Raw genomic sequence first — 24,569 nt, 5'->3', positions numbered from 1 at the left:
TTTGTACTGTGATAAAGAAAAGTACCATACCCGTATTAGATAACTGCTCCATCAATAACGATTCGAGCAGCCTCTTATTTGTCGATCATCTTGCTGATTACATCGCTATGCATCACAATATGGTATTTCCGCATAAACACAATTTCTACCATTTTGTGCTCTTTACAAATGGTTCCGGCAATCACCTGATCGATTTTGAGAAACACGAAATAGAAGCATATCAAATCTACTTTATGGCCCCGGGGCAAGTTCACACTTGGAATTTCAACGGTGATGAAGAAGGTTTTGTTGTAAACTTTGATCCGGAATACTTTCAATCTTTCTTATTACGAACGGATTATTTAAACCGTTTCTCGTTTTTAAGCGGTCAGAATGATCAGATTGTATTTACAATTCCCGAGTCGAATAGACAAGACGCTGTAAAAATATTTGAGGCATTTTACCAGACAAGTAAAAATCCGACTGCTAGCGATTTAATACGGGTGAGCTTACTTCAGCTATTGCTCTGGATTGAATCTTGGCATGGTACAAAAACAGAAAAGGCGAGTAATCCCTATAATTATACCATATTCCACAATTACCAGCGTTTAGTGGAAAAGAATTTTAAAGAGATTAGATTACCTAAAGCATATGCGGAACAGTTATTTATTACTCCCAATCATTTAAATGCCATCTGTAAATCCTATATCGGAAGTGCAGCAGGAGAAATAATACGAGAACGCGTATTACTTGAAGCAAAGCGATTATTAGTCAATAAAAATCTTAATATTAATGAGATCGCTATCGAGTTGAATTTTAATGACAACTCTTATTTTACTAAATTTTTTAAAAAAGCTACTGGATTAACACCCGATGAATTCAGAAAAAACAACAGTTAGATATGAAAGAGAAGGAAACTACTTACGAATTATCAGAATTTAAAGCCGCCAGCAAGGCACTATGTCCACGCTGTCGTAAAGGAAAAATATTCACAGGGAATACTTATGGCTTTAAAACACAAAAAATGAACACACATTGTGATTATTGTGGTTTACGCTACGAACGTGAACCCGGTTATTTCTACGTGTCAATGTTTGTGAGTTATGCATTCACCGTTGCTGAGATGATAACAGCCTGTGTAGCAACTTATATACTAACGGGAAATGACAGTTCTTTTTGGCTTTACTCCATTGTGGCACTTGCAACCGTTTTTGTATTGAGCCCTTTCAATTACCGTTATTCCAGAGTGGTACTGATGTACTGGTTGAGTCCAGGATTGAATTACAATCCGAATATCAAACAAAAAGAAATCAACCCCACATCAAGGACTTTATAAACAAGATAATATTTACCTTTATACAATGAAGGAGTTAATTTATCTCGACAATAATGCAACAACTAAAATCATGGATGAAGTATGGGATACCATGGTACCCTATTTCATCCATAATTATGCAAATGCATCCAGTGTGTATCATAGCATGGGGCGTGAAGCCAACGGAGCAATAGAAAAAGCCCGTCTACAGGTTGCCCGATCTCTTAACTGTCAACCTAAAGAGATCTTTTTCAATTCAGGTGCAACCGAATCCATTAACACAGTACTAAAAGGAATTTATAAAAATTATAAATCCAAAGGCAATCACATCATTACAGTCAAAACAGAGCACAAAGCTGTTTTAGAAACCCTGCTACAATTAGAAAAAGAGGGGGCTTTAGTTACCTATCTTGATGTTGATCACAGTGGAAAAATAGATTTAAGTATTCTAGAAGAGCATATTACGGCACAGACCATATTAGTCTGTATTATGGCCGCAAATAATGAAACCGGATATATCCACCCTATTCAGGAAATTGCGACGTTATGCAAAGATAAAGACTGTTTATATTTTTGTGATGCTACACAATACATTGGCAAAATCCCACTTAACCTTGCTCACATCCCCATTGACATACTATGTTTAAGTGCTCACAAACTCCATGGACCAAAAGGCATCGGCGCATTATTCATCCGTCGCAAGTCCAAACCCATCCAAATCAGTGCATTGATTACAGGAGGAGGGCAAGAAAATGGTTTTCGGGCAGGTACATACAATGTCCCCAATATTGTTGGTCTCGGATCAGCAATAACCCACATACAGCATCATGAAAGAGATTTTGAGCATACGATTCAATTGAGGGAATATTTAGAAAATGCATTAAGTAAAATCCCTGCAACTTATATTCATGCAAAGACTGCTTCACGTTTACCTAACACCACGTCGATCTGTTTCAAGCATTTACTTGCGAGCGAGCTCATGACCAATTGTCCACAATTAGCATTATCATCCGGTTCTGCATGTGTTAGTGGTACCAGAGACCCGTCTCACGTACTACTTGCAATGGGGGTTTCAAAAGAAGATGCGTTAGCAACAGTACGATTCAGTATAAGCAGATTGACAACAAAAGACGAAGTAGACACCACCACTAGGCTCATTACAGAAGCCGTGACAAAAATTAGACAAAACTCTCCTATCTGGCAACTCTTCCAAGCCGGTCTTATTACTTAATTATTACATTTAGGGTCAGATTTGTATTGGAAATAAAAAAGAAGTTAGCGTAATTTGTACTATTCAATATTAATATAATTATTCAGCGATATGGTAACCGTTACAGACAAAGCAAAATCTCGAATTGAAGAGATAATGAGTACTGAAAAATATGACAGCAGTTATTTTGTGCGTGTTGCTGTTGAAAGCGGAGGTTGTTCAGGCCTAAGCTATAAACTGCATTTCGATAACGAAGAAAAAAAAGGTGATCAGTTTTGTGAAGATAAAGGTGTTAAAGTATGTTTAGATATCAAGTCATTCTTATATCTAGCTGGAACAGAGCTTGACTATTCTGATGGATTAGATGGTAAAGGATTTGAATTCCATAATCCAAATGCCACAAGAACTTGTGCTTGCGGTGAAAGTTTCTCCGTTTAAAAAAACAAACATATAAAAAATATTGGAGGTCGCCATATCAAAATGGCGACCTCCTTATTTTTTAAGATCTCATCAATTCAGGCAATTTCTTGCCATCACATCAAAAATATATCATTCTGGAAATAAATTTACCAACAATACCTTGTTATGTCTGAAATATTGCTATTTTTGAGGAAAATTGAGGGAATCAGAATTTGTTTTGAGTATAACTCTATACAGATTCTTAACAGATACAAATAAAAAATAGATAACTAAGAGGCTATTTTTTGATATATATACATTTCATGGATAAAAGAAAGTTATTAAAAACTGAAGTTGCTATTAGTTTTGTAAAGGATACTTTTGCACAACAACTTAGAAATAATTTAGGATTGATTCCTATCTCATCACCTTTGGTTGTACTTGATGGTACAGGTATAAATGATGATTTAAATGGCATCGAAAGACCAGTAGCCTTCCCTATCAAAGCGCTACAGGAACGTAAGGCTGTTGTTGTTCACTCACTAGCAAAATGGAAGCGCTTAAGATTAAAAGAGCTTGAACTTGAGGTTGGAGAGGGCATATTGACAGATATGCGTGCATTACGTCCTGATGAGGACTATACGCCGATTCACTCTATCTATGTAGATCAATGGGATTGGGAAAAAACAATCTCCGCAGAACAGCGGACATTTTCTTTTCTACAAGATACCGTTCTAAAAATATATGATGCTTTACGTTTCACTGAAAAGCAAGTAGAACGTCAATACCCAGATATTAAATCTGTTTTACCTGAAGAGATTACCTTTATTTCTTCAGAAGAATTGTTGCAAAAATATCCAACATTCACACCTAAAGAGCGTGAAAATGCCATTGCAAAAGAGCATGGCGCCGTATTTATCTATGGTATAGGTGGAATTTTATCTAATGGCGAAGCTCATGATGGACGTGCAGCAGATTACGATGACTGGAGTACTGAAAATGGAAGTGGAACAAATGGATTAAATGGTGATATCTTAGTTTGGAATCCTATTTTAAACACTGCATTTGAACTATCTTCTATGGGCGTACGTGTAGACAAAACTGCGTTAGAGCGACAGCTTAAAATTAGAAATAATGCTGAACGCGCAGCATTATCATTCCACAAAATGTTGTTAAATGATGAGTTGCCAGAAGCCATCGGTGGTGGAATCGGACAATCACGTGTATGCATGTTTATGCTTAAAAAAGCACATATTGGTGAAGTTCAGGTCAGTATATGGGATGAACAGGAAAAACAATCCCTACAAGATAAAGGAATTCATTTATTATAATTGAATCCATAAACATAAAAAAAGGTCTGCTTACGGCAGACCTTTTTTTATGTAATACTTTGTGTACTTTTGCAACATGCAAATAGACGCCATATTACAAAAACTCCATATCTCTTCGCTGAATGACATGCAGAATGAGGTCATGGATAAATTCAAAGAAAAAGAAAATCTCATCTTACTTTCACCAACCGGTTCAGGTAAAACATTAGCTTTTGCACTTGCTTTGATGAAAACATTAAACAAAGATGTAGCTGACGTCCAATCTTTGATCCTTGTACCCACCCGCGAACTGGCTTTGCAGATTGAATCCGTATTAAAAAGAGTTGCTACCGGTTTTAAAATCACCTGTTGCTATGGCGGTCATGATACCAAGACTGAAAGAAACAATTTAAAGAATCCTCCTGCTATCCTCATTGGTACACCAGGTCGTATTGTTTATCATCTTGAAGGAAACCACTTTGATCCGACACAAATCAAGACGCTGGTTTTGGATGAATTTGATAAATCATTGGAATTAGGTTTTCAGGATCAGATGTCTTTTATAATTGACTACTTAACTAACTTAGAAACACGCATCTTAACATCGGCTACCGCAATGAAAGAAATACCTGATTTTACAGGCATTTCTGCTGCAACAGAGGTTAATTTTCTAAGTCACATACAAAGTGCACCAGCGTTAACGATAAAAAAGATTGTTGCTCCAATCCATAAAAAATTAGAAGCGCTATTTCAATTGCTATGCAAAATAGGTAATCAAAAAGTACTTATCTTTTGTAATCACCGCGATGCTGTTGACCACATCAGCGAATTGCTACAAAACCGTGATATCATACATGATGTATTCCACGGCGGACTGGAACAAAGTGATCGCGAACTTGCACTATTGAAATTTAGAAACAATAGCAATCATATCTTGATTACGACCGACCTTGCTGCCCGAGGACTTGATATCCCCGAAATCGATGCCATTATCCATTATCAGTTACCTTACCGTGAAGATGATTTCACACATAGAAATGGTAGAACAGCACGTATGCAAGCAAAAGGAAAAGTCTTTATCATCTTAAAACCTGACGAAGATTATCCATATGTGGCGGATAATATCGAAATCGAAGAAATCGAAGGTGAATATAAGCTACCTGAAAATTCTGATTTCGCTACCCTATACTTTTCTGCAGGTAAAAAAGATAAAGTCAACAAAATTGATCTCGTTGGCTTCTTACTTAACCTCGAGGGAATAGAAAAAAGCGATGTCGGTATTATTGAAGTTAAAGACAGGGAATCTTTCGTTGCTGTCAAACGCTCTTTAGTTAGCACCATACTTAAACATTCTAACCTCGGTAAAATTAAAGGCAAAAAGATTAGAATATTAAGAAGCTAGGCTATTCCTATCCTCTCCCAAAAACAGATAACTGTTATTAAAAAAGGCCAAATTAAATCATGATATTTAATCTGGCCTTTTTTTAATCCAGTCTTTATTCATTTTTCTTATCTTGCCCTATCGTAAAATTAATCTAATACCATGAACAAAGTATTTTTAGCTTTTTCAGTGCTTGCAACAACCTTTTCATTTCAAGTAAAGGCTCAGTCAATCCTCGAAACAGACTATGTTAAAAAGAATTATGATAAAAAGGAAATTTCAGTTCCGATGCGTGATGGGGTCAAATTATTTACCACGATCTACACACCAAAAGACAAAAACCAGCAATATCCTGTTTTATTAAACCGCACCCCTTATACCGTAAGCCCTTATGGTGAAGATAAATACAAAGAGACGTTAGGGAATTTCCCGGCAATGACTTTAGAAGGTTATATCTTTGTTTACCAAGATGTACGGGGCAAATGGATGAGCGAAGGAACCTTTGAAGACATAAGACCGATAAACTTAAAAAAAGGAAAAAAAGATATTGATGAAAGTACGGATACCTATGACTTACTAGAATGGCTTAGCAAAAACCTAAAGAACTACAATGGTAAAGCAGGTATGTACGGCATTTCTTATCCAGGATTTTATTCCACAGTAAGTCTTACGAAAACACATCCATCATTAAAAGCAGTATCACCGCAAGCTCCGGTAACAAACTGGTACCTGGGCGATGACTTTCATCATAATGGCGTACTTTTCACAGGAGATGCATTTAAATTCATGTCCAGCTTCGGTATTCCTAGACCTAACCCCATTACTCCAGATCAAGCGCCTAAGACCTTTCAGTATCCTTCGAAAGATGTTTATCAGTTTTACATGAACGCAGGAACAGCCAAAGATTTGAAGGATACCTACTTTGCCGATTCCGTCAAGTTTTGGAATGATGTTTTCGCACACCCTCATTATGATCAATTTTGGAAAGATAGAGAGATATTACCGCACTTAACCGATGTTAAACCAGCCGTTATGGTAGTTGGAGGCTTTTTTGATGCCGAAGATGCCTACGGAACATTTGAAACTTACAAAGCGATCGAAAAACAAAACCCAAAGAATAATTCGATCCTCGTGGCTGGCCCCTGGTTTCACGGAGGCTGGGTGCGTGGTGACGGTAGCTCTTTTGGTGATATTCAATTTGACCAGAAAACAAGTGTGACGTATCAGGAAAAATTTGAACTACCCTTTTTCAATTATTATCTGAAAGGGAAAGGTGATTTTAAAGGTGCAGAAGCTAATATCTTTGTAACAGGAAGCAACCAATGGAAATCATTTGATAAATGGCCTCCAAAAGATGTAGAGGACAAAAAACTCTACCTACAACCTCAAGGCAAACTTGGGTTTGAAAAAGTAGGACGTACAGATTCTTGGGATGAATATGTTAGTGATCCTAACAAACCTGTGCCTTATCAAGGTGGTGTTATGGAGAGCAGGACACGTGAGTACATGATCGACGACCAGCGTTTCGCCTCATCTAGACCCGATGTTATGGTTTATCAAACAGAACCTTTAAACGAAGATATCACAATAGTTGGCCCCGTTAAAAACTTCCTAAAAGTATCAACCTCTGGAACAGACGCAGATTATGTCGTAAAACTTATTGATGTCTACCCTGCAAACAGCCCATCCTCCAACAATAAAGTAATGGATGGCTACCAAATGCTGGTTCGCGGTGAAATTATGGCTGGAAAATATCGGAATGGATTTGAGAAGGCAGAACCTATGCAACCGGATTTTGTTACTGCGGTTAACTACAGCATGCCTGATGTAGCGCATACGTTCAAAAAAGGACACCGCATCATGATTCAGGTACAAAATACGTGGTTTCCAATTGCAGAACGTAATCCACAGCAGTTTTTTGAAGGTTATGAAGCCAAATCGAGTGACTACAGGAAAGCAACACATCGTATTTTTCATGATCACAACAATTCGTCATATATTGAATTTTCGATCTTAAAATAGAAAAAGCATGCTTTACCATTTCTTTCTTGCCCTACATTCGGCTAGCAGATGGATGATCGTCGTTTGTCTTATCGCATTATTAGTACGTGCCTATATGGGCTGGAAAAAAAAGTATCACATGAAACCGTATGATTATATACTACAGATAGTAACGTTAATCTTACTTTACATACAGTTTATAGTAGGATTAACACTCTATTTTGAAAGTCCGATCGTACATTATTTTATCAAAAATTTTAATGAAGCCATCAAACTGCGTCAGGTACGTTTTTTTGGAATGGAACACATCACCATGATGACTATTGGCATTTTAGTGTTTACCATTGGATATATAAAGGCCCGTAAACAACAAAGCAGTGTAGCTAAATTCAAAATGATATTTATCTACACTGCTTGGGCTATATGCATTATCTTCACCTCTATCCCGTGGGAATTTTCACCTTTAACGAGTAGACCTAACTTCAGAATGTTTTAATAACAATTACTCGCCTTTCCAATTTGGAGGTCTTTTTTCCATACGTGCAGCCATTCCTTCTTTAAAATCATGGCTTGTCCTCAGCCTTTGCAACTGCTTAAGAAGAAAAGCATACTGATCAGCCTTTCTAAGCCCTTCTAATTGCCTCGCCGACTCAAAGCCCATCTTAACTGCTAATGGCGCGACAGAAGTCAGCTTATTAATCAAATCGGACAACATATCGGGCTTCTGATCCATCAGTTCAAAAACTAAACCTATATTTTTCATTTCTTGAGCCGAAATCACCTCTGGACGAATGCATAGATCCATTGCTTTGTTATGGGGCAAATGCTTCAGCAGACCCGCCAAAACCTGAAAAGGAAACAATCCTAACTGCACCTCTGGTAAAGAGAACTGAACGGTCGACTTCGCAATAACATAGGTGCATTCCAGAATCATTAAAAAACCTCCCGCAATCACATTTCCTTCGAGCACTGCGATCGAAGGTTTATTCAATTGTGACATGACTTCTCCCAAAGACAAATCAACATGTGGAACCGTCTTTGCCAGCTCCGAAACATCTGGATTTTCAAAAGCTTTCAAATCCATGCCCGCACAAAATACAGGACCTTCCGCGTCGAGAATAAGCACCCTAACATCCGGATCTGAATCTGCCATTTGTATGGCATGATAGATCTCATCGATCATCAACGGTGTAAAAGCATTTCGTTTTTCAGGACGGGCCAAGGTCAAATAAAAAACATGATCGGCCTGTTTCACCTTAATAAACTTATAATTCAAATGACCACTCATAAACTTCTGACTTTATGCTATTAAATTAATAAATTCACCACCAAAGGTCAATATTTTATCCTGCCCTTTTCGCTCAAAATAATATATCAAATCTTCCGTTGGAATATTCCCTACCAACTCATCTTCGGCAAACGGACAGCCTCCGTATCCTAAAATAGCACCATCAAATTTTCGACATCCAGCAAGGTAAGCGGCATTGATTTTATCTAGACTACTTGCCTTAGGAGAATGAAAATGTGCCCCGATATTTAAGGTTGGAAACCGTTGTAATGCCTGTTCAAAAAGTTGTGTTATCTGTGGCAATGTTGCCTCAGAAGTTGTGTCGGCCAAAGAGAATTCCACCACCCCTAGGGCAGCAATCTTGTCCATCCAATCAAGCACGAGCTCATTACTCCAAAAATCACCAAATGGATTTCCAAAAGCCATGGATATATACACCACCATTTCTTTTTTGTGTTGATGTGCAATTTCCACAATACCTTTCAGTCGTTCAAATGAATCAACGATAGAAGCATTTGTATTTCGTTGCTGAAAAACCTCAGAGATGGAAAAAGGATATCCCAAATAAGTGAGATTATCCGATTTCACAGCTCGTAGAGCACCTTGTTCATTAGCAATGATCCCCAGCAGCTTCGTTTTACCGGACGTATTCAGCTGACGAAGCACTTCTTCAGTATCCGCCAATTGCGGAACAGCTTTTGGAGAAACAAACGATCCACAGTCAAGCCAGTCAAACAGTTCGCTTTCAAGCAACATGTTCAAATACTTAACTTTTTTTTCCGTTGGAATCACATGCGACATCCCTTGAATGGCATCCCTGGGACATTCTACCAAAATTATATCTTCTTTTTTAGGCATCTTTTTGAATTTCCCGAGAAATAACCATCTTCTGGATACTTGACGTACCTTCCCCGATTGTACATAATTTTGCGTCTCTAAAAAACTTTTCAGCAGGATAATCTTTTGTAAAGCCATATCCTCCAAAAATCTGAACAGATTCATTAGAAACCGAAACTGCCGTTTCTGAAGCGTATAGCTTTGCCATTGCTCCTATTTTAGAAATGCGTTCACCACGATCTTTCATATATCCAGCTTGACGGGTCAGCAGCTCTGCTGCCTGAATTTCTGTAGCCATCTCTGCAAGCTTAAATCCAACCGCCTGAAATTCAAAAATCTTCTGATTGAACTGTTCTCTTTCGTTTGCATACTTTAACGCACATTCATAAGCACCACGAGCAATACCCAATGATAAAGCAGCGATAGAAATACGGCCACCATCCAATAGTTTCAATGCCTGAACAAAACCCTGCCCCTCTTCACCGACCATCTGATCCTGATGAATACGACAATTATCGAAAAACAAACATGCGGTCTCTGAAGCACGCATCCCTAATTTATTTTCCTTTTTACCTGCAGAAAAACCTTCCGTCCCCTTCTCGACAATAAAAGCAGTAACACCCTTTTTGTCACCTTTCTCACCGGTACGGGCAAGTACAACAGCTACGTCCGAGCTTATGGCATGTGTGATGAAGTTTTTAGAACCATTCAGCACAAAATAATCACCGTCGCGAACTGCAACAGTCGCTAATCCTCCAGCATCAGACCCCGAACCCGTTTCTGTTAAACCCCAAGCTCCCAGCCATTCTCCTGTTGCCAATTTTGGTAGATATTTCTGCTTCTGACTTTCATTTGCGAAACTCAATATATGATTTGTACACAATGAATTATGTGCCGCTACCGAAAGTCCTATGGAACCACAAACTTTGGAAATCTCGTCCAAAACGGTTATATACTCCTGGTATCCAAAGCCAGATCCACCATAAGCTTCCGGGACAATAATGCCCATAAAGCCATGCTCGCCGAGCTTCTTAAATAAAGGTGCAGGAAATGTTTGTGCTTCATCCCACTCCATGATGTAGGGACGAATATGAGTTTCAGCAAAGTCTCTAGCACTTTGGCGAATCATCATCATTTGTTGTTCATTTTCAATAAACATAAATGTAATCTTTAATTTATAATTGGAATTCTGTTATTTACAATAATAACAAAATTATAACATCTTTTTTTAGAGAAACTCAAAATATAATGTTAAATTTATCTCATATTATCAAATTCTGAATTTGACATGCTTAAAATCCAATTATAACATGAATGAACTAATTGTAGAGTTAGAACTAAAAAGAGCAGCACTTCGCTTGGGAGGTGGCGAAGATAAAATCAAAAAATTAAAAGCCAAAGGAAAGCTCACCGCATGGGAGCGTGTCGAATACCTCCTAGATGATCACAAAGCTTATGTTGAAATTGCCCAGTTTGCCGGAGACAATATGTACCCTGAAGAAGGCGGTTGTCCAAATGCAGGTGTTGTCTGTGTTTTAGGGTATGTTAAAGACGAATTATGCGTCATTGTCTCTAATGATGCAACTGTAAAGGCTGGTGCCTGGTTCCCCATTAGCTGCAAAAAAAATCTACGTGCGCAAGAAATTGCTATGGAGAACAAAATTCCCATCATATACCTTGTCGATTCTGCAGGTGTCTTTTTACCGATGCAGGATCAAATATTCCCTGATAAAGAGCATTTTGGACGCATTTTTAGAAATAATGCTAAAATGTCATCTATGGGTATACCTCAAATAGCCGCTATAATGGGCAGTTGTGTTGCGGGAGGTGCCTATTTACCGATCATGTCCGACTACGCATTTATCGTTGAAGGAACCGGCTCTGTATTTTTAGCTGGCCCCTATCTGGTCAAATCTGCTATCGGTGAAACTGTTGATGCCGAAACATTAGGAGGCGCAAGCACACATTCTGTTATTTCTGGCGTTACAGACAATAAATTTCCAGATGAAGCAAGCTGCCTTGATGCTATAAAAGGTGTTATGGATAAACTTGGTGCGCATCCAAAAGCAGGATTTAATCGTAAAGAAGCCAAGGCGCCTTTACGTCAAAGCTCCGAAATCGCAGAAATATTGCCTTTAGATCGCACAAAACCGTATTCCATGCACAAGCTTTTAGAAACTTTAGTGGACGAAGGTACTTTTGAAGAATATAAACAGGATTATGGCAAAACGATTGTCTGTGGTCTTGCCCGTATTGACGGATGGGCAGTAGGAATAGTTGCAAACCAACGTGAAATTGTTAAAGCAAAGAAACCAGCTGGTGCTGTTGAAATGCAGATGGGTGGCGTAATATACAGTGATTCTGCAGATAAGGCTGCACGCTTTATCATGAACTGTAATCAACAATTAATTCCACTGGTATTTCTGCAAGATGTAACAGGTTTCATGGTCGGTAGTCGCTCCGAACAGGGCGGAATCATCAAAGATGGAGCTAAGATGGTCAATGCGATGGCAAATTCCGTTGTGCCCAAGTTTACCTTTATCATCGGTAACAGTTACGGAGCTGGAAATTATGCGATGTGCGGTAAGGCATACGATCCTAGACTCATATATGCTTGGCCTACGGCGCAGATGGCTGTTATGAGCGGTGCTGCGGCCGGAAACACCCTATTGCAGATTCAAGAGTCTGCCTTAAAAGCGAAAGGAATCGAGATCTCAGAAGAAGAGAAAAACACCCTACTCGATGATATCAAGAAACGTTATTTGGAACAGCTCTGCCCCTATTACGCGGCTGCCCGCATTTGGGTCGATGGCGTAATCAGACCCGATGAAACGAGAAGTGTTATTAGTCTCGGTATAGAAGCTGCAAATCATAATCCAATTACTGAACGCTACAATGTTGGTGTGATCCAAACCTGATCTCCCAGCATAACACTTATAAAAGTAATATTTGATAATAATGCCCCATTTTTTAATTCGGGGCATTATTTTTTATATATAGCAACTATTTACATAAAGACCATTACTTACTATCCAATAATGATTTGACCCAAAAATCAAGAGACTTAGGATCTCTTAATACAGCGACGCTGACCGCTTTCTCCAGTGGAGTTCCCATCATAATTTTTTTCACAGGAATCTCCAGTTTCTTACCACTAAGCGTGTAAGGAATGATTGGTACTGCTACAATAGTATCGGGTACATGACGTGGACTATAGCTTTTTCTTAGCTTTAATTTGACAGCCGTTTTCAGCTCATCGGTCAAAGAGACTCCATCCTCCATCTGCACATACAGGGGCATGGTAGACGTCCCGTCCGCATGATCAAGACAAATAATTAAACTATCGGCAACTTCCGGAAAAGTATTTAATATATTATAGATTTCAGCAGTCCCAATTCGTACGCCACCCCGATTCAAAGTAGCATCAGAACGGCCATAAACGATAACACCCTGATGTTCCGTAAATTTGATCCAGTCGCCATGACACCACACTCCTGGGTATTTTTCAAAATAGCTCTCCTGATACTTTTCATTATGAAGATCATTCCAAAAATATATGGGCATTGATGGCATAGGGAGCGTTATAACCAGTTCACCTACTTCATTTTTCACAGATTCTCCATTTTCATTATAGGCTTCAATCTTTGACCCTAAGGTTAAACACTGTATTTCACCGGCATAAACAGGTAATAAAGGATTTCCGGATAAAAATGCGCTACAGACATCTGTACCGCCACTCAGTGAAACAATCTGCGCTTGGGGAAATTGCTTTTGTAACCAGGAAAAGGTCTGCGGAGGCAATGGAGAGCCTGTTGAACCAATCGTTTTGGGTTGAAAACGAGGTTGCGTCAATTCAATATGCTGATTGGCGATATAATAGGCGGCGCCAGCCCCCACATGGTCAATCTCGTGCTGTCCAATAAAATTCCAAAAAGATAACTTTTCAGGATAGGCCAATGAACCCTCATAAATACAAAGGGTAGCCCCCAATAATAAGGAAGAAAGCGCATAGTTCCACATCATCCACCCGGTGGTTGCATACCAGATAAATCGCTCCCCCTCTTGCACATTCTGATGTAAAGCCAATGCTTTAAAATGCTCCAACAAAATACCACCACAGCTGTGCGTAATTGCCTTAGGTTTACCTGTCGTACCAGAAGAGTATAAAATCCAAATTGGATGGTCAAAAGGTACAGCTGTAAAACGCAACGGCACTCCTGTCTCTTGTGATACCACATCTTTCCAGACCTGCTCATCCACAAAAACGACATCGTGTACCAGACTTTCTAGATTTGAAGATAGATCAATCATTGAAGCTTTAAGATCAAATAATTTGCCGTTATAGCTGTATGCAGCATCTGCGAACAAAAGCTTAGGTGTCACCTGAGAAAATCGTTCCAATATACTTGAAGATCCAAAATCTGGAGAACAGCATGACCAGATAGCGCCAATACTGTTAGTTGCTAAAAAAAGAGCGATAGAAGCCGGACTGTTTCTCAACACACCCACAACACGATCTCCCTGCTCTATACCCTGCCCTATCAAGAACTGCTGCAATGAACTAACCATTCCTTCCAGTTCGTCCCAAGAAATGCTCTGAAGGGGCTTATTCTCTTCCTGGAACAAAAGAGCCGGCCGTTCTGCAGTAGATTTTCGGAAAATATGATCCGCATAATTTAAAGTGGCACCTTCAAACCATTTAGAACCAATAAATCCTTGTGGAGAAGCTTGAAAAATTTCTTGGTAAGGAGTATGAAAAATTACGTCAAAAAACGCGGCGATATCTTCCCAGAATTCCTCCAGATTTGAAACTGACCAGTCCCAAAGTATAGGATAAGAATCCATCTTAAATTGTCGTTTCTGTTCTACAAATTGCTTAAACTGGTATAAAGAAGATTCCTGTTGATAAGCAACAGAAGGCTTCCAAAGTAAATTACTCATTATTCTGATTCATTTGGTTTGAATCAAATCTAACGAAAATAATGTAAAATAAATCAGCTCAAGAAATTGATTTGTAAACAATAAATGTATTGCTATAATCAGGTCTTAAATCTAATAAAAATGATAATCAGGGTTGTAGCCATTATGAGAAACATCAATAAATTTAAAAGATTCAAACATAGACATCAGCTTTTATACCCCCCGTTAAATTCGTGAAGAGAACTCCTTGAAAGTCCGTACAAGTCCATGAAAGTCCGTGAAAGTCCATACTCTACTCGACAACGGCTCTGCATTGATAGGTATTTACTAGGATACACCTCCGCCTTTCGTTCGACTCCTGTTCGACTGTACTTCGACTCCTTTTCGATAAAAAGGCAAACAAATGCCAAATAATCATCGAACGAATTCCGAACCAGCTCCCTAGCATCCCCGAACCAACACGAATCAATATCCGAACCATTATCAACGGATCTCAAAAGAAAATGGCCTAAGCGTATTTAATTTTAACATGAACCCCTAAATAATGGCTAATGTTTGTACTAAAACACATCGATAATCGTATCTGTTTCAATTGGATGCCCCGTACAAAGTAAAATACGTCCATTTTCAACTTCACGATCTGTCAGTACCTCATTATACGACATACGCACTTTTCCTTGGGAGCAATTTGATATACATGTACTGCACATACCCGACTTGCAGGAATATGGAAGCTTAATCTTGTTTTCCAAACCCACATCTAGAATAGATTTATTATAAGGAATATCTAAATGATAGCTTTGGCCTTGAAAGTTTAATTTGATGGAGTAAGTCGTCTTATCCACCTCTTTTTCTGTTTCATCATCATCGTCTTCTTCATTTTCAGGAAGCAAAAAGGTCTCCCGTTTGATTTGAGATTCATCAAACCCCATCCCCAACAACGTGAAACGACACAAGTCCATATAGATCACTGGACCACAGGTGTAAAACAGAACATCCTGATGTGCAGTTGGCAAATGATTTTTCAAAATGTAAAGGATATAATCTCTATTCAATCGTGCTGTCATCAGATTTTTACTATTTGAATAAATCCAAATGATCTGAAGACGATCCGGATATTTTTTTGCCCATTCCTGTAGTTCTTCTTTAAAAGGAGTTACCTCTGGAGAGCTATTGCTATAAGCCAGCACAATCTTTGATTTACTTTCCCGAACCAACGCAGTCTTCAAGATGGAGAATAAAGGAGTGATACCAATACCTGCGGCGAATAAAAATACGGTACGTTCGCTATCTTCAATAGGTTCATAAATAAACAGACCTTGTGGATCTAATGCATCCACAATATCTCCCTCCTGAATTTTATGGTGTAAAAAACGGGAAATCTCACCATTCTCAACCCGCTTAACCGTAATACTTAAGGGTTCATCGACATCTGGTGAACTACTAAAAGAATACGATCTCCTCAACTCCCGATTAGCAAATTCAAAAGATAAAGTCAAAAATTGACCAGCTTTATAATTTGGAAACTCCCCTGATACTGGTTCGAAATTTAGGGTTACATTGTGATTTTCACGCGGAATGATGTTCGTAATTCTGAGCTTGTGCATAACCAAAGATAGTATTCACATCGAGTTTTATCAAATCATTAATTGCAATAGGCTATAGATAGCTATAATAAACAATTCATCTATTTCTTAACCAAATCTATACGAAAAATTTAGTGCTTAATGGATCTGCTTTATCTTCAAAAAAGTTGAACATTATGCTTCCCAATTATCAAGCATATCATCTACAGCACCCATTCCCTGATAAAAAGCTTCTTCAAAAATAGAAACTCCACTTAAATCAGAATGAGCAAAGAAAATCTTGTTAGCAATTGGTAGAGTCAGCTGTTTTCTATATTTAGAAGACAAATAACCCGGAATTGGGGAAACCATGCCATGGCCATGCCTAAAAATCTCTATCGAAATGATTTCATCTTCAATACCAAAATGCGCTATTGAAAGATCCTTAATAATAAACTCCTTCCATTGCTCATCAGTTTGATTATACAGTTTACGCCTTTGTTCATTTAAATCCGTACCATCCAAACTATGATAATAAGAAATCACAAATGGACTTGTGAATTGGCCTAAACTCTGGTGCTGTGCATATACATACCCTAATCCCTTTGCTCCAAAAATAATGTTTTCCCAGGCAAGATTGGCGCCATCAGCAAAAGGAAATTTATGCAACACCACTGTTGCAACAATCCAGGGAGCATACTGTAGCAGTTGAAAATTTTTACCTCTTTGCGGCAATAGGTACTTGTTGACATATTGCGGACAGCAATTAATCACTTTTTCAGCTATTATTTTTTTTGACACCTTTCTCTGCGCATCGAACAGCAACACTTCAACATTACTTTCATTTACCGTTATTTTGTAAACCATATGTTGTTTCAGAATTTGATTTTCGAAGCTTTCAGCCAATAACTTGGCTAATCGATTATTTCCTTCTTGCCACGTAAGTACAGCATCTTCATATTTTTTAAAATCGTGTTTTCGAGCTGCAAAATAGTGGATAACAGCAAATGCAGCAGTATATTTTATTCCAGTACCATAGTCATCCCTACAGCAATAATTAATATATTCATGAAGATAGCGCGATGTATAACCTTCTTTCTGCAGCCACTCTTCCATCGTTATTTGATCAAAGCCTAAATCAAATTTTTCAGGTGAAGAATAACACATTGGAATATTAAAAATAAAATGACCATTGGGATCTTTGAGATTCTTAAATACCTCCATTTGATCCAAAAATCTTTTAATTTCCTCTTGATCCAAATCACTACTCCCATATTGTGGCACGATACCTTCTTGCCATTTATTTTTGATAAATAAACGTTCCTGTGGCGCAAAGGACAACTGCTCTTCGTCAAAAATTGGATTTCCATCGTCTTCTCGGCCAATTACCACTCCTACTTCAAATAAAAAATCAATCAACTCAACATTAGAAGCATTTGGAAGCGGCAAATAATGAGCTCCAAGTGGATACTTGGAATACTCGTTTTCTCCACTCTTTGCATTTCCTCCCGTCTCAGTCTCTAATTCTACAAGAAGAAAATCTTTCCCACCACGCTTATTTAATGTATATCCGGCTGTAAGCCCTGCAATCCCACCTCCTATTATCAAAACTGGAATCTCCATTGTCTCACTAATATTTGGAAAATCAGGAAACCGTAGTTTATGTCCTAAAATATGGTTTGTCCCCGTTAATTTTAGAAATATGGTATTCATTCTCCTTTTACAAGAAGATAAAAGATAGCTTCCTAACGTCAGTAAAATACTATTTTTAACAAATGATCGCCTGGATTCTTTATATTTTACTCCACTCCTCATCAAAATACCGTACTAAAATCTGATTATCTAAACGATTTATTTCCACATCTACAGCTTTCATATCAGCTGGAAAATCGGTCATTTTCTGAAGATTATAATTATAATACTTCAAATTTGGAACACGCTGGTTTACGCGATTAAAATTGACTCTCATATCGGGTGAGAAGAGGTTAAATCCCCATTCGCCAAAAGAAGGAACATAAGTATGATAGGCCAAATTATTCGGAAAAACAGATGCGATAGTCTCATAAATGCACCAATAAGATTTTGGTGCAAAATATGGAGATGTTGTTTGAACAGAAACGATACATTGCGGCTCCATGAGTGGATATAGGCTTTTGTAAAAATTGTTTGTATAGAGTTTTCCCAAACTATAATTAGATGGATCAGGAAAATCGATAATCATCACATCAAATTTATCTTTTGCTTCCTTCACCCAAAGAAACGCATCCCTATTTATAACCTCAACACGAGAATTGTTCAATGCATTAGCATTATGCTTTCTCAACAGTTCATTTGTCTGGAACAATTTTGTCATCCCCTCATCCAGATCGACAAGCACTACTTTTTCTACAGAAGAATATTTTAAAATTTCTCTTACTGCAAGCCCGTCACCCCCTCCTAAAACAAGTACTTTCTTTGGACTTTTAGCAATAGACATCGCTGGGTGGACCAACGTTTCATGATATCGATATTCGTCCTTTGTATTGAATTGTAGATTATTATTTAAGAACAGCTGATATTCTCCTTTTGCCTCAGTCAGTACAATACGTTGATATGGCGTAGAGTGTTTATAAATAACATTGGTACTGTATAGCTGATTCTCGGAATATTTTAACAGTTCATTAGAGTAAAAAAACAAACCAATCAAAATAATAAAGCATACAAGTGACTTTATTTTAAGAATAATTGGATTTTTAAGTTGTTTACTCAAATAAAAAGAGAGAAATATGCCAACAGTAACATTGATAATTCCAAAAAATAATGATGTCCCCATTACCCCAAGTTTCGGAATGAGTAATATTGGAAATAATACAGAGGCAATAAGAGCACCGATATAATCAAAAGTGAAGACATTAGAAACCAAGTCTCTAAAGTTGACACGATCTTTTAAAATATTCATTAACAGCGGTATTTCCATTCCGCTAAGACATCCTGTTAAAAAAACAAAAAGATATAAGATCAACTGGAAATGTTCAACTTGTTGAAATAACAGAAATAAAATAACAGAACTAGTTCCACCAATTATTCCAATCAACAACTCGATATCTATAAATCGGTCTAAAAGATTTTTAACAATATACTTAGCAAAAAACGAACCCACGCCCATCGCAAAAAGATAGGTCCCAATAATAAATGAAAATTGTTTTACAGAATCTCCTAACAAATAACTAGCTAATGCACCTGCAACCAGTTCATAAATAAGACCACATGTAGCAATTATGAAAACAGATATCAGCAGAAATATGGGCAGATTCTTTTTTTTATCCATGAATAGCTGCCGCAATAATAATCGATATGCCTAGAATGAATGCAGCAAAAACAATCGCTAATGCAATATTTTTGTTTTTAACGATTTCTTGCCATGATTTTTCAGGTGTTAACCTCTCTATAACCCAATAAGCAAATATAAAAACGACAATTCCGATTATAGAATAGACAATAGATGCCGCTATTCCTTTGTAAAAGATTTCATAATTCATATGACTATATATTTTTATTTGTGACTAGAACCATAATCCGAATATGTTGGTCGATAATAATGATACCGAGATCCGGTATATGTATTATCTTCCACTGTATTTACTTGATAAGATGTTGTACAAGTTTTGATATATTTATTATAGTACTGTAAGCCTAAAGATAATCCAAACAAGATCACGAACCAGGATCCAAAGCCTTTATAATTCAATACCGTTAAATAATTAATTTCTTTATTGACAAACATAAGGCTATCTTTTCCAAGTCCTAACAATGAATTTCTTATCCACAAGACCAACAATACGAGCAAAACATAAGTAATAATTAAGCCCCAGTAATCTACACCTCCAAAAGTAATCTTGTAGTCTTCATTTAGATATACTGAAGCAACATTCTTATTAGTTGAGTAGGTTTCAAATACCATGTGATATGTGCCGGGCTCTACTTTGCAAAAACTCACCGAAATACCGCAAGCATGATTAACTTCATTATAATGATGTTGCAAAAGTGCTGTTTCCTGTATTTGGTTGGTAAGTTCATTAACCAACTTGATCCGAAGATGCACATTTGGAACATTAACATCTGAAATTCCTTGAAAAGTTAATTTTTGTGGTTCACTGCCATTTACACTAAAAGACTCCCCAATGTACTCATTATTCAATTTTGAGGAAGTAAATTTTTGATCAAATTGATAGTAATACTCCTGAATATTAGACCTGTTAATTAAAAAGAATCCTAATCCGATTAAGATAACAAAACCAATGGTCAATATATTGAGGATCGTACTCGTCTTTTTCTTCCGGCTTAGGTATTCATTATAATATTCAAAGGTTTGAAAATAATCTTCTTGATTTTGATATGTTCCACTATAGTACTCGTTCACGTTATCAATTATTTCATGCGATACGAAACGATCTTCATTGATACTATTGATATAAGTATTAGCTTGAGATCTTGCATCAAGATCTTCAAAGACAAACCCTTCCGCGTACACTACCTTTAAAGTATCCTGATATTTTAAAATATAGGTCCTTGTCTGTAATTTAAGCCGATCTTCCTTTACTGATTTTATTTCTGGCAGTCCAACTGAATGTAGAATAGCTGCATAATCAGATCCATCACTCCAATAAATTTCGTTGTTTTTGGAATTGAGACCTACATATTCATTACTATACTCGCCATCTAGATTAACCCTTTGTATTTTGGTAATAACCACATAATCGTTTTTCTTTTCTCCAATCCGTTCCCCTAAGCTAGTCCATAAAATATATTCAGGCTTCGGAAAGACTTTAACAAAAGTCCAAGTTGTATGATCTTCACCTTTATAATAACTTCCGCAATTAGAACATACGAAACCCTTATAATCAACCACTTCAACATCAAAACCATGTTTAAAATTACATTTCGAGCAAATGATAAGCATAAACTATCGATTAACAATGGTTTCATTCAATACTGACGCATCAAAATAATGCTTAAAAACCTCCCCTAGCTCAAGTACTTTCTTCGTATTATCCTTGAGATAATTACATAGATAAATATCTAGTGTAAGTTGTGAAAACTCAGGCCATGTATGGATACAGATATGTGATTCCATCAAACATATAGCTACTGTGAAACCTTTACTGTCAAATTCATGAGATGAGATTCCGACAATTTTCAGACCATGATCATTTATTTGATGTATTGTAAAATCTAAAAAATTCGACATATCGGTTAATAGATTAACATCATTCACCTGAAGTGTTAACAATTGATGGGTTCCTGGCTTATACTGTTCGTTCATTTCTAAAAATGGTTCTCGGCTATGGCGGCAAATATATACATTTTTTTAATTTAAAAGATATTAAAATAGAGTAGATTAACCAACTTATTGCCCGATATGACACTTAGATTCATCGGCTATACGCTAATTATCTTATTCATAAACATCTGTTTGCATTTCAATCAACCTGTTTTTTAAAATGGAATAATTGCTCGTCATTTAAAGGTCTCATTTCAATAAATTAATTTAGATCTATTACAAATAATGTATATTTGTAATAAGGTATGATTATAAAAGCAAAGATAAAACAACATAATGAATGGCTATTTTGGGAAGAGCTTCCTGAGATCAGCTCGATCAATACCATTTTATCCGAAAAGCATATTGCAATCAATAAAAGCCCGATAAATATCAGTACCTATCAGATCCTGAGCAGAGGCTTGTTTGTGCTCTGCGCGGATATGCGTGTTTCAGCTCCCGTAGATATTATCTCGGAGATAGAAGGCGAAGCTGTCGTGAGCCAATTTATCCTCAGTAAATCAGAATCTGCGCATGGATTTACGTTCAGTAAACATAACATACGTTACATTCCTTCTCTTTACGAAGAGCATCCGATTCAGAGCAATCAGGACTTCCTGTATTTTATGGTCATCATGACACCTGAACTCTATCAGAATATGATCAGCATACATACGCCACTTCATTTGGAATTCAAAGAGAAGATGAAGGAAAAGAAAGTGATCTCCATTGTCGAAGAAGATCTTTTTGTTACCACAGAAATGAAGGGGATCATTGATAGTATTCGTACCACGACAAATAAAAATGAATTGAAGCAGATATTTGTCAATGCGCGCATTCTCGAACTCATCATGCTTCAGTTTGAACAGTTCAGTTTCATCAGCGATAAACTTACGGATCTTTTAAAGATCGAAGATGTTCAAAAACTGGAAGAGGCACAGCGGATTCTTCGCAATAATTTTGTCAATCCGCCAACACACAAGCAATTATCGAAATTAGTACTATTAAATGAGTTTAAACTTCGCAATGGCTTTAAACAACATTTTGGTACTACCATTTACAACTACATCACACGTATCCGAATGGAGGAGGCAAAACGTCTGATTTTAAATGAAAACAAGAACATGTATGAGGTGAGTACGATCGTGGGTTTTAAACATCAGGCTAGCTTTACACATGCATTTAAAAAATATTACGGCTTACTCCCTTCAGAAATAAGCCGTTAATTTACTTTTATACCTTTTGACCTTGCAATAGCGAACGCCATGATTCTAATTCAGGAATACCCGGTTTTCGTTTCCCAAAAAGTTGAACAATTAGATTTCCCTGCTTGTCGTAAACTTCCAATGCGTTTACATCACCATCCGTAGAAGGTTTTCTAACCTGCCATATTTGGTCAATCGCATCCATATTAAGATGCAGATTAAACTGTGGATCTAGTACATTAAACCAATTCTCCATAGTTACAAGTTTCGTGATCAATCCCGAATGTATCTGTATACAGCCTTTATTGCTAACAAAAACCATGACAGGAACTTCCTGTTCTGAAGCCTGGTTTAAGATTTCTGTAAATCGCTCTAATGGCAATTGCTCTGCGAAACCAGAAGGTGCCAGGCGTAATGCCTGTGTCCGCTGTAAGCTATATTTACGTAAAATACCAAAGAATTCATGGCTATCCTTCATATTCAGCCAATCTGACTGAAAACTATCGACAGCAATTTCCGTATCTGGAATGGAGATATCGCTTAAAACTGCGGGAATATTGATTGTAAAATACGTCTGGTCTGCAGCACGATAAGAATTTACAACTTCTTCATAAACAGCAATCGGATTAGAGTCTTTGGTCAAATAAACTTTATGAACAGCTAATCCCGCTGTATCAAAGAACTGGATACTCAAAAGATCTTTAACTTTTACAGCAAATGCATAGGCCCAATTCTGAATAAAAACGCGTAGGTCAATATCATCATTATGAAATAGTACGACATGCCCCTCATTGGAAGGTGTGGGATACGTTCCTTTTCTTTCATGAACACATGCATCATTACGTGTCAAAGCCATAACATGCCCTAAGCGTGGTAATTCCTGCAAAATAGCCCAAATATCATCCTTAAGTAACACCACATCATCTGACAATTGTGTCAATAGAAGCTGTGCTTCACTTACCTTAAGTGCTTTTGCACAGTCGTAAATCCTTGCCTTAGGATTATCTTTTTTATAATTTTCGTACTTTTCTTTTAATTCCATCGCCAGTTCATGTTTATAATTTGAATTAAATTTTGCTGCTGAATAATGTACTGTACAGGTTTGTACAGACGGTGTCAGCGTAGCCATATCAGTACTCACTTTTGTTTGTACACCAAATATAGCATATATATTTTCAGGCTTGAGCACTTCAATAGGAGCTCCCTCCCACCATTTCCTACCCGATTTGAGCATCAATACACGATCGGCATACTGTGCAACAAGATTCAGTTCATGTAATATGGCGACAACACTAAACCCAACAGCAGTCAAAGCTTTCGCAATGGCTAGTGTTTGATGTTGAAATTGGATATCCATACTCGCTACAGGCTCATCTAATAATAACAAAACGTCTTTCTGGTCCCACACCTGTGCCAATACCCTTGCAAAATGAACACGTTGCTGCTCTCCACCCGACAGTTGCTGTATTTTTCTATCGCCCAGATGTTCGACTTCACAGATGCGCATACACTCTGCTATAGCCACGTTGTGTTGCTCCTGAGATGCTTTCAAATGATAGCGTCCCATACGGACGACCTCCTCGACAGTAAACGCCATAGCCATACTATTGGACTGGTGTAGGAAAGCTCTCGCATAAGCAAGTTCTTTCAATGAGTAAGAACGAAGTGGTTTGCCTTTAAACAATATTTCTCCCTTTGCAGGTTTCAGATCGGAAGCCAACATACGTAACAAAGATGTTTTTCCGGCTCCATTTGCTCCTACAATTGCGTAAAATTCGCCTTTTTGAATAGAGATATCAATATCCCTTAAAATGGGACGCCCTTTGATTTCGTATGATAGTGATTGTACTTGTAGCATAA

The 24,569-nt window shown here is 37.4% G+C and carries 21 protein-coding genes; 10 read left to right on the top strand and 11 right to left on the bottom strand.

What is annotated here, in order from left to right; genetic code table 11:
- Positions 1-8: 8 nt before the first annotated feature.
- From EDF66_RS09795 to EDF66_RS09760, 8 genes are all read left to right on the top strand, one after another.
- Positions 9-878: an AraC family transcriptional regulator gene (locus tag EDF66_RS09795; protein WP_021189138.1), complete on the top strand. Its 870-nt coding sequence runs from the start codon at positions 9-11 to the stop codon at positions 876-878.
- Positions 879-880: 2 nt separating this feature from the next.
- The gene (locus EDF66_RS09790; RefSeq protein ID WP_132842302.1) at positions 881-1,315 is read left to right on the top strand and encodes a DUF983 domain-containing protein; all 435 of its coding nucleotides are present in this window, start codon (positions 881-883) and stop codon (positions 1,313-1,315) included.
- A gap of 25 nt (positions 1,316-1,340) precedes the next feature.
- Positions 1,341-2,525 carry a cysteine desulfurase family protein gene (locus EDF66_RS09785; protein WP_132842300.1) on the top strand — a complete coding sequence of 395 codons (1,185 nt, stop codon included), beginning with the start codon at positions 1,341-1,343 and terminating at the stop codon, positions 2,523-2,525.
- Between the two features lie 90 nt (positions 2,526-2,615).
- Positions 2,616-2,942: a HesB/IscA family protein gene (locus EDF66_RS09780; RefSeq protein ID WP_021189141.1), complete on the top strand. Its 327-nt coding sequence runs from the start codon at positions 2,616-2,618 to the stop codon at positions 2,940-2,942.
- Between the two features lie 284 nt (positions 2,943-3,226).
- A complete protein-coding gene (gene asnA / locus EDF66_RS09775) occupies positions 3,227-4,234 on the top strand; it encodes an aspartate--ammonia ligase (protein WP_021189142.1) in 1,008 nt (335 codons plus the stop codon).
- A gap of 76 nt (positions 4,235-4,310) precedes the next feature.
- Positions 4,311-5,615: a DEAD/DEAH box helicase gene (locus tag EDF66_RS09770; RefSeq protein WP_132842298.1), complete on the top strand. Its 1,305-nt coding sequence runs from the start codon at positions 4,311-4,313 to the stop codon at positions 5,613-5,615.
- Positions 5,616-5,756: 141 nt separating this feature from the next.
- Positions 5,757-7,616 (top strand): CocE/NonD family hydrolase, encoded by a 1,860-nt coding sequence (locus tag EDF66_RS09765; protein WP_132842296.1) that lies wholly within the window; start codon positions 5,757-5,759, stop codon positions 7,614-7,616.
- Positions 7,617-7,623: 7 nt separating this feature from the next.
- Positions 7,624-8,091, top strand: a complete 468-nt coding sequence (locus EDF66_RS09760; protein ID WP_132842294.1) for a hypothetical protein — start codon at positions 7,624-7,626, stop codon at positions 8,089-8,091.
- Between the two features lie 6 nt (positions 8,092-8,097).
- Here the strand turns inward: EDF66_RS09760 and EDF66_RS09755 are convergent, their stop codons facing one another.
- Genes EDF66_RS09755 through EDF66_RS09745 form a run of 3 tightly spaced genes read right to left on the bottom strand, consistent with a single transcriptional unit; the run spans position 8,098 to position 10,879 of the window.
- Entirely contained in the window at positions 8,098-8,883 is a 786-nt protein-coding gene (locus EDF66_RS09755) for an enoyl-CoA hydratase/isomerase family protein (protein ID WP_132842292.1), read from the bottom strand.
- A gap of 12 nt (positions 8,884-8,895) precedes the next feature.
- Positions 8,896-9,741: a hydroxymethylglutaryl-CoA lyase gene (locus tag EDF66_RS09750; protein WP_132842291.1), complete on the bottom strand. Its 846-nt coding sequence runs from the start codon at positions 9,739-9,741 to the stop codon at positions 8,896-8,898.
- On the bottom strand, positions 9,734-10,879 hold the full coding sequence (locus tag EDF66_RS09745; protein ID WP_021189893.1) for an acyl-CoA dehydrogenase family protein: 1,146 nt from the start codon (positions 10,877-10,879) through the stop codon (positions 9,734-9,736). Before EDF66_RS09745 ends, EDF66_RS09750 begins: the two co-directional genes overlap by 8 nt.
- Positions 10,880-11,030: 151 nt before the next feature.
- On the opposite strand from EDF66_RS09745, the gene EDF66_RS09740 reads away from it, so the two are divergent.
- Positions 11,031-12,638 carry an acyl-CoA carboxylase subunit beta gene (locus tag EDF66_RS09740; RefSeq protein ID WP_132842289.1) on the top strand — a complete coding sequence of 536 codons (1,608 nt, stop codon included), beginning with the start codon at positions 11,031-11,033 and terminating at the stop codon, positions 12,636-12,638.
- 103 nt (positions 12,639-12,741) lie between these two features.
- Here the strand turns inward: EDF66_RS09740 and EDF66_RS09735 are convergent, their stop codons facing one another.
- The 7 genes from EDF66_RS09735 to EDF66_RS09705 all read right to left on the bottom strand — a co-directional run bounded on the left by EDF66_RS09735 (position 12,742) and on the right by EDF66_RS09705 (position 21,507).
- On the bottom strand, positions 12,742-14,661 hold the full coding sequence (locus tag EDF66_RS09735) for an acetoacetate--CoA ligase (protein WP_132842287.1): 1,920 nt from the start codon (positions 14,659-14,661) through the stop codon (positions 12,742-12,744).
- A gap of 539 nt (positions 14,662-15,200) precedes the next feature.
- Positions 15,201-16,247 (bottom strand): ferredoxin--NADP reductase, encoded by a 1,047-nt coding sequence (locus EDF66_RS09730; protein ID WP_132842286.1) that lies wholly within the window; start codon positions 16,245-16,247, stop codon positions 15,201-15,203.
- Between the two features lie 153 nt (positions 16,248-16,400).
- Positions 16,401-17,918 carry an NAD(P)/FAD-dependent oxidoreductase gene (locus EDF66_RS09725; RefSeq protein ID WP_165902413.1) on the bottom strand — a complete coding sequence of 506 codons (1,518 nt, stop codon included), beginning with the start codon at positions 17,916-17,918 and terminating at the stop codon, positions 16,401-16,403.
- Between the two features lie 79 nt (positions 17,919-17,997).
- On the bottom strand, positions 17,998-19,512 hold the full coding sequence (locus tag EDF66_RS09720; RefSeq protein WP_132842282.1) for a polyamine aminopropyltransferase: 1,515 nt from the start codon (positions 19,510-19,512) through the stop codon (positions 17,998-18,000).
- Positions 19,505-19,723, bottom strand: a complete 219-nt coding sequence (locus tag EDF66_RS09715) for a DUF350 domain-containing protein (RefSeq protein ID WP_108160091.1) — start codon at positions 19,721-19,723, stop codon at positions 19,505-19,507. The genes EDF66_RS09720 and EDF66_RS09715 overlap by 8 nt, the downstream gene beginning before the upstream one ends.
- Positions 19,724-19,737: 14 nt before the next feature.
- Positions 19,738-21,144: a hypothetical protein gene (locus EDF66_RS09710; protein WP_132842280.1), complete on the bottom strand. Its 1,407-nt coding sequence runs from the start codon at positions 21,142-21,144 to the stop codon at positions 19,738-19,740.
- Between the two features lie 3 nt (positions 21,145-21,147).
- A complete protein-coding gene (locus tag EDF66_RS09705; protein ID WP_132842278.1) occupies positions 21,148-21,507 on the bottom strand; it encodes an S-adenosylmethionine decarboxylase family protein in 360 nt (119 codons plus the stop codon).
- Positions 21,508-21,770: 263 nt separating this feature from the next.
- On the opposite strand from EDF66_RS09705, the gene EDF66_RS09700 reads away from it, so the two are divergent.
- On the top strand, positions 21,771-22,730 hold the full coding sequence (locus EDF66_RS09700) for a helix-turn-helix transcriptional regulator (protein ID WP_021189896.1): 960 nt from the start codon (positions 21,771-21,773) through the stop codon (positions 22,728-22,730).
- Positions 22,731-22,737: 7 nt separating this feature from the next.
- On the opposite strand, the gene EDF66_RS09695 is transcribed toward EDF66_RS09700, so the two are convergent.
- Positions 22,738-24,567, bottom strand: a complete 1,830-nt coding sequence (locus EDF66_RS09695; protein ID WP_132842276.1) for a heme ABC transporter ATP-binding protein — start codon at positions 24,565-24,567, stop codon at positions 22,738-22,740.
- Between the last annotated feature and the right edge of the window lie 2 nt (positions 24,568-24,569).

This window comes from Sphingobacterium sp. JUb20, assembly GCF_004342035.1.
Classification (GTDB): Bacteria; Bacteroidota; Bacteroidia; order Sphingobacteriales; family Sphingobacteriaceae; genus Sphingobacterium; species Sphingobacterium anhuiense.
The sequence above is the reverse complement of the archived record's forward strand: the minus strand, read 5'-3'. Positions and strand labels throughout refer to the sequence as shown.

Coding starts and splice junctions, on each gene's coding strand:
- EDF66_RS09790 (WP_132842302.1), top strand. CDS start 881: ATGAAAGAGAAGGAAACTACTTACGAATTATCAGAATTTAAAGCCGCC.
- EDF66_RS09785 (WP_132842300.1), top strand. CDS start 1,341: ATGAAGGAGTTAATTTATCTCGACAATAATGCAACAACTAAAATCATG.
- EDF66_RS09780 (WP_021189141.1), top strand. CDS start 2,616: ATGGTAACCGTTACAGACAAAGCAAAATCTCGAATTGAAGAGATAATG.
- asnA (WP_021189142.1), top strand. CDS start 3,227: ATGGATAAAAGAAAGTTATTAAAAACTGAAGTTGCTATTAGTTTTGTA.
- EDF66_RS09770 (WP_132842298.1), top strand. CDS start 4,311: ATGCAAATAGACGCCATATTACAAAAACTCCATATCTCTTCGCTGAAT.
- EDF66_RS09765 (WP_132842296.1), top strand. CDS start 5,757: ATGAACAAAGTATTTTTAGCTTTTTCAGTGCTTGCAACAACCTTTTCA.
- EDF66_RS09760 (WP_132842294.1), top strand. CDS start 7,624: ATGCTTTACCATTTCTTTCTTGCCCTACATTCGGCTAGCAGATGGATG.
- EDF66_RS09755 (WP_132842292.1), bottom strand. CDS start 8,883: ATGAGTGGTCATTTGAATTATAAGTTTATTAAGGTGAAACAGGCCGAT.
- EDF66_RS09750 (WP_132842291.1), bottom strand. CDS start 9,741: ATGCCTAAAAAAGAAGATATAATTTTGGTAGAATGTCCCAGGGATGCC.
- EDF66_RS09745 (WP_021189893.1), bottom strand. CDS start 10,879: ATGTTTATTGAAAATGAACAACAAATGATGATGATTCGCCAAAGTGCT.
- EDF66_RS09740 (WP_132842289.1), top strand. CDS start 11,031: ATGAATGAACTAATTGTAGAGTTAGAACTAAAAAGAGCAGCACTTCGC.
- EDF66_RS09735 (WP_132842287.1), bottom strand. CDS start 14,661: ATGAGTAATTTACTTTGGAAGCCTTCTGTTGCTTATCAACAGGAATCT.
- EDF66_RS09730 (WP_132842286.1), bottom strand. CDS start 16,247: ATGCACAAGCTCAGAATTACGAACATCATTCCGCGTGAAAATCACAAT.
- EDF66_RS09725 (WP_165902413.1), bottom strand. CDS start 17,918: ATGAATACCATATTTCTAAAATTAACGGGGACAAACCATATTTTAGGA.
- EDF66_RS09720 (WP_132842282.1), bottom strand. CDS start 19,512: ATGGATAAAAAAAAGAATCTGCCCATATTTCTGCTGATATCTGTTTTC.
- EDF66_RS09715 (WP_108160091.1), bottom strand. CDS start 19,723: ATGAATTATGAAATCTTTTACAAAGGAATAGCGGCATCTATTGTCTAT.
- EDF66_RS09710 (WP_132842280.1), bottom strand. CDS start 21,144: ATGCTTATCATTTGCTCGAAATGTAATTTTAAACATGGTTTTGATGTT.
- EDF66_RS09705 (WP_132842278.1), bottom strand. CDS start 21,507: ATGAACGAACAGTATAAGCCAGGAACCCATCAATTGTTAACACTTCAG.
- EDF66_RS09700 (WP_021189896.1), top strand. CDS start 21,771: ATGATTATAAAAGCAAAGATAAAACAACATAATGAATGGCTATTTTGG.
- EDF66_RS09695 (WP_132842276.1), bottom strand. CDS start 24,567: ATGCTACAAGTACAATCACTATCATACGAAATCAAAGGGCGTCCCATT.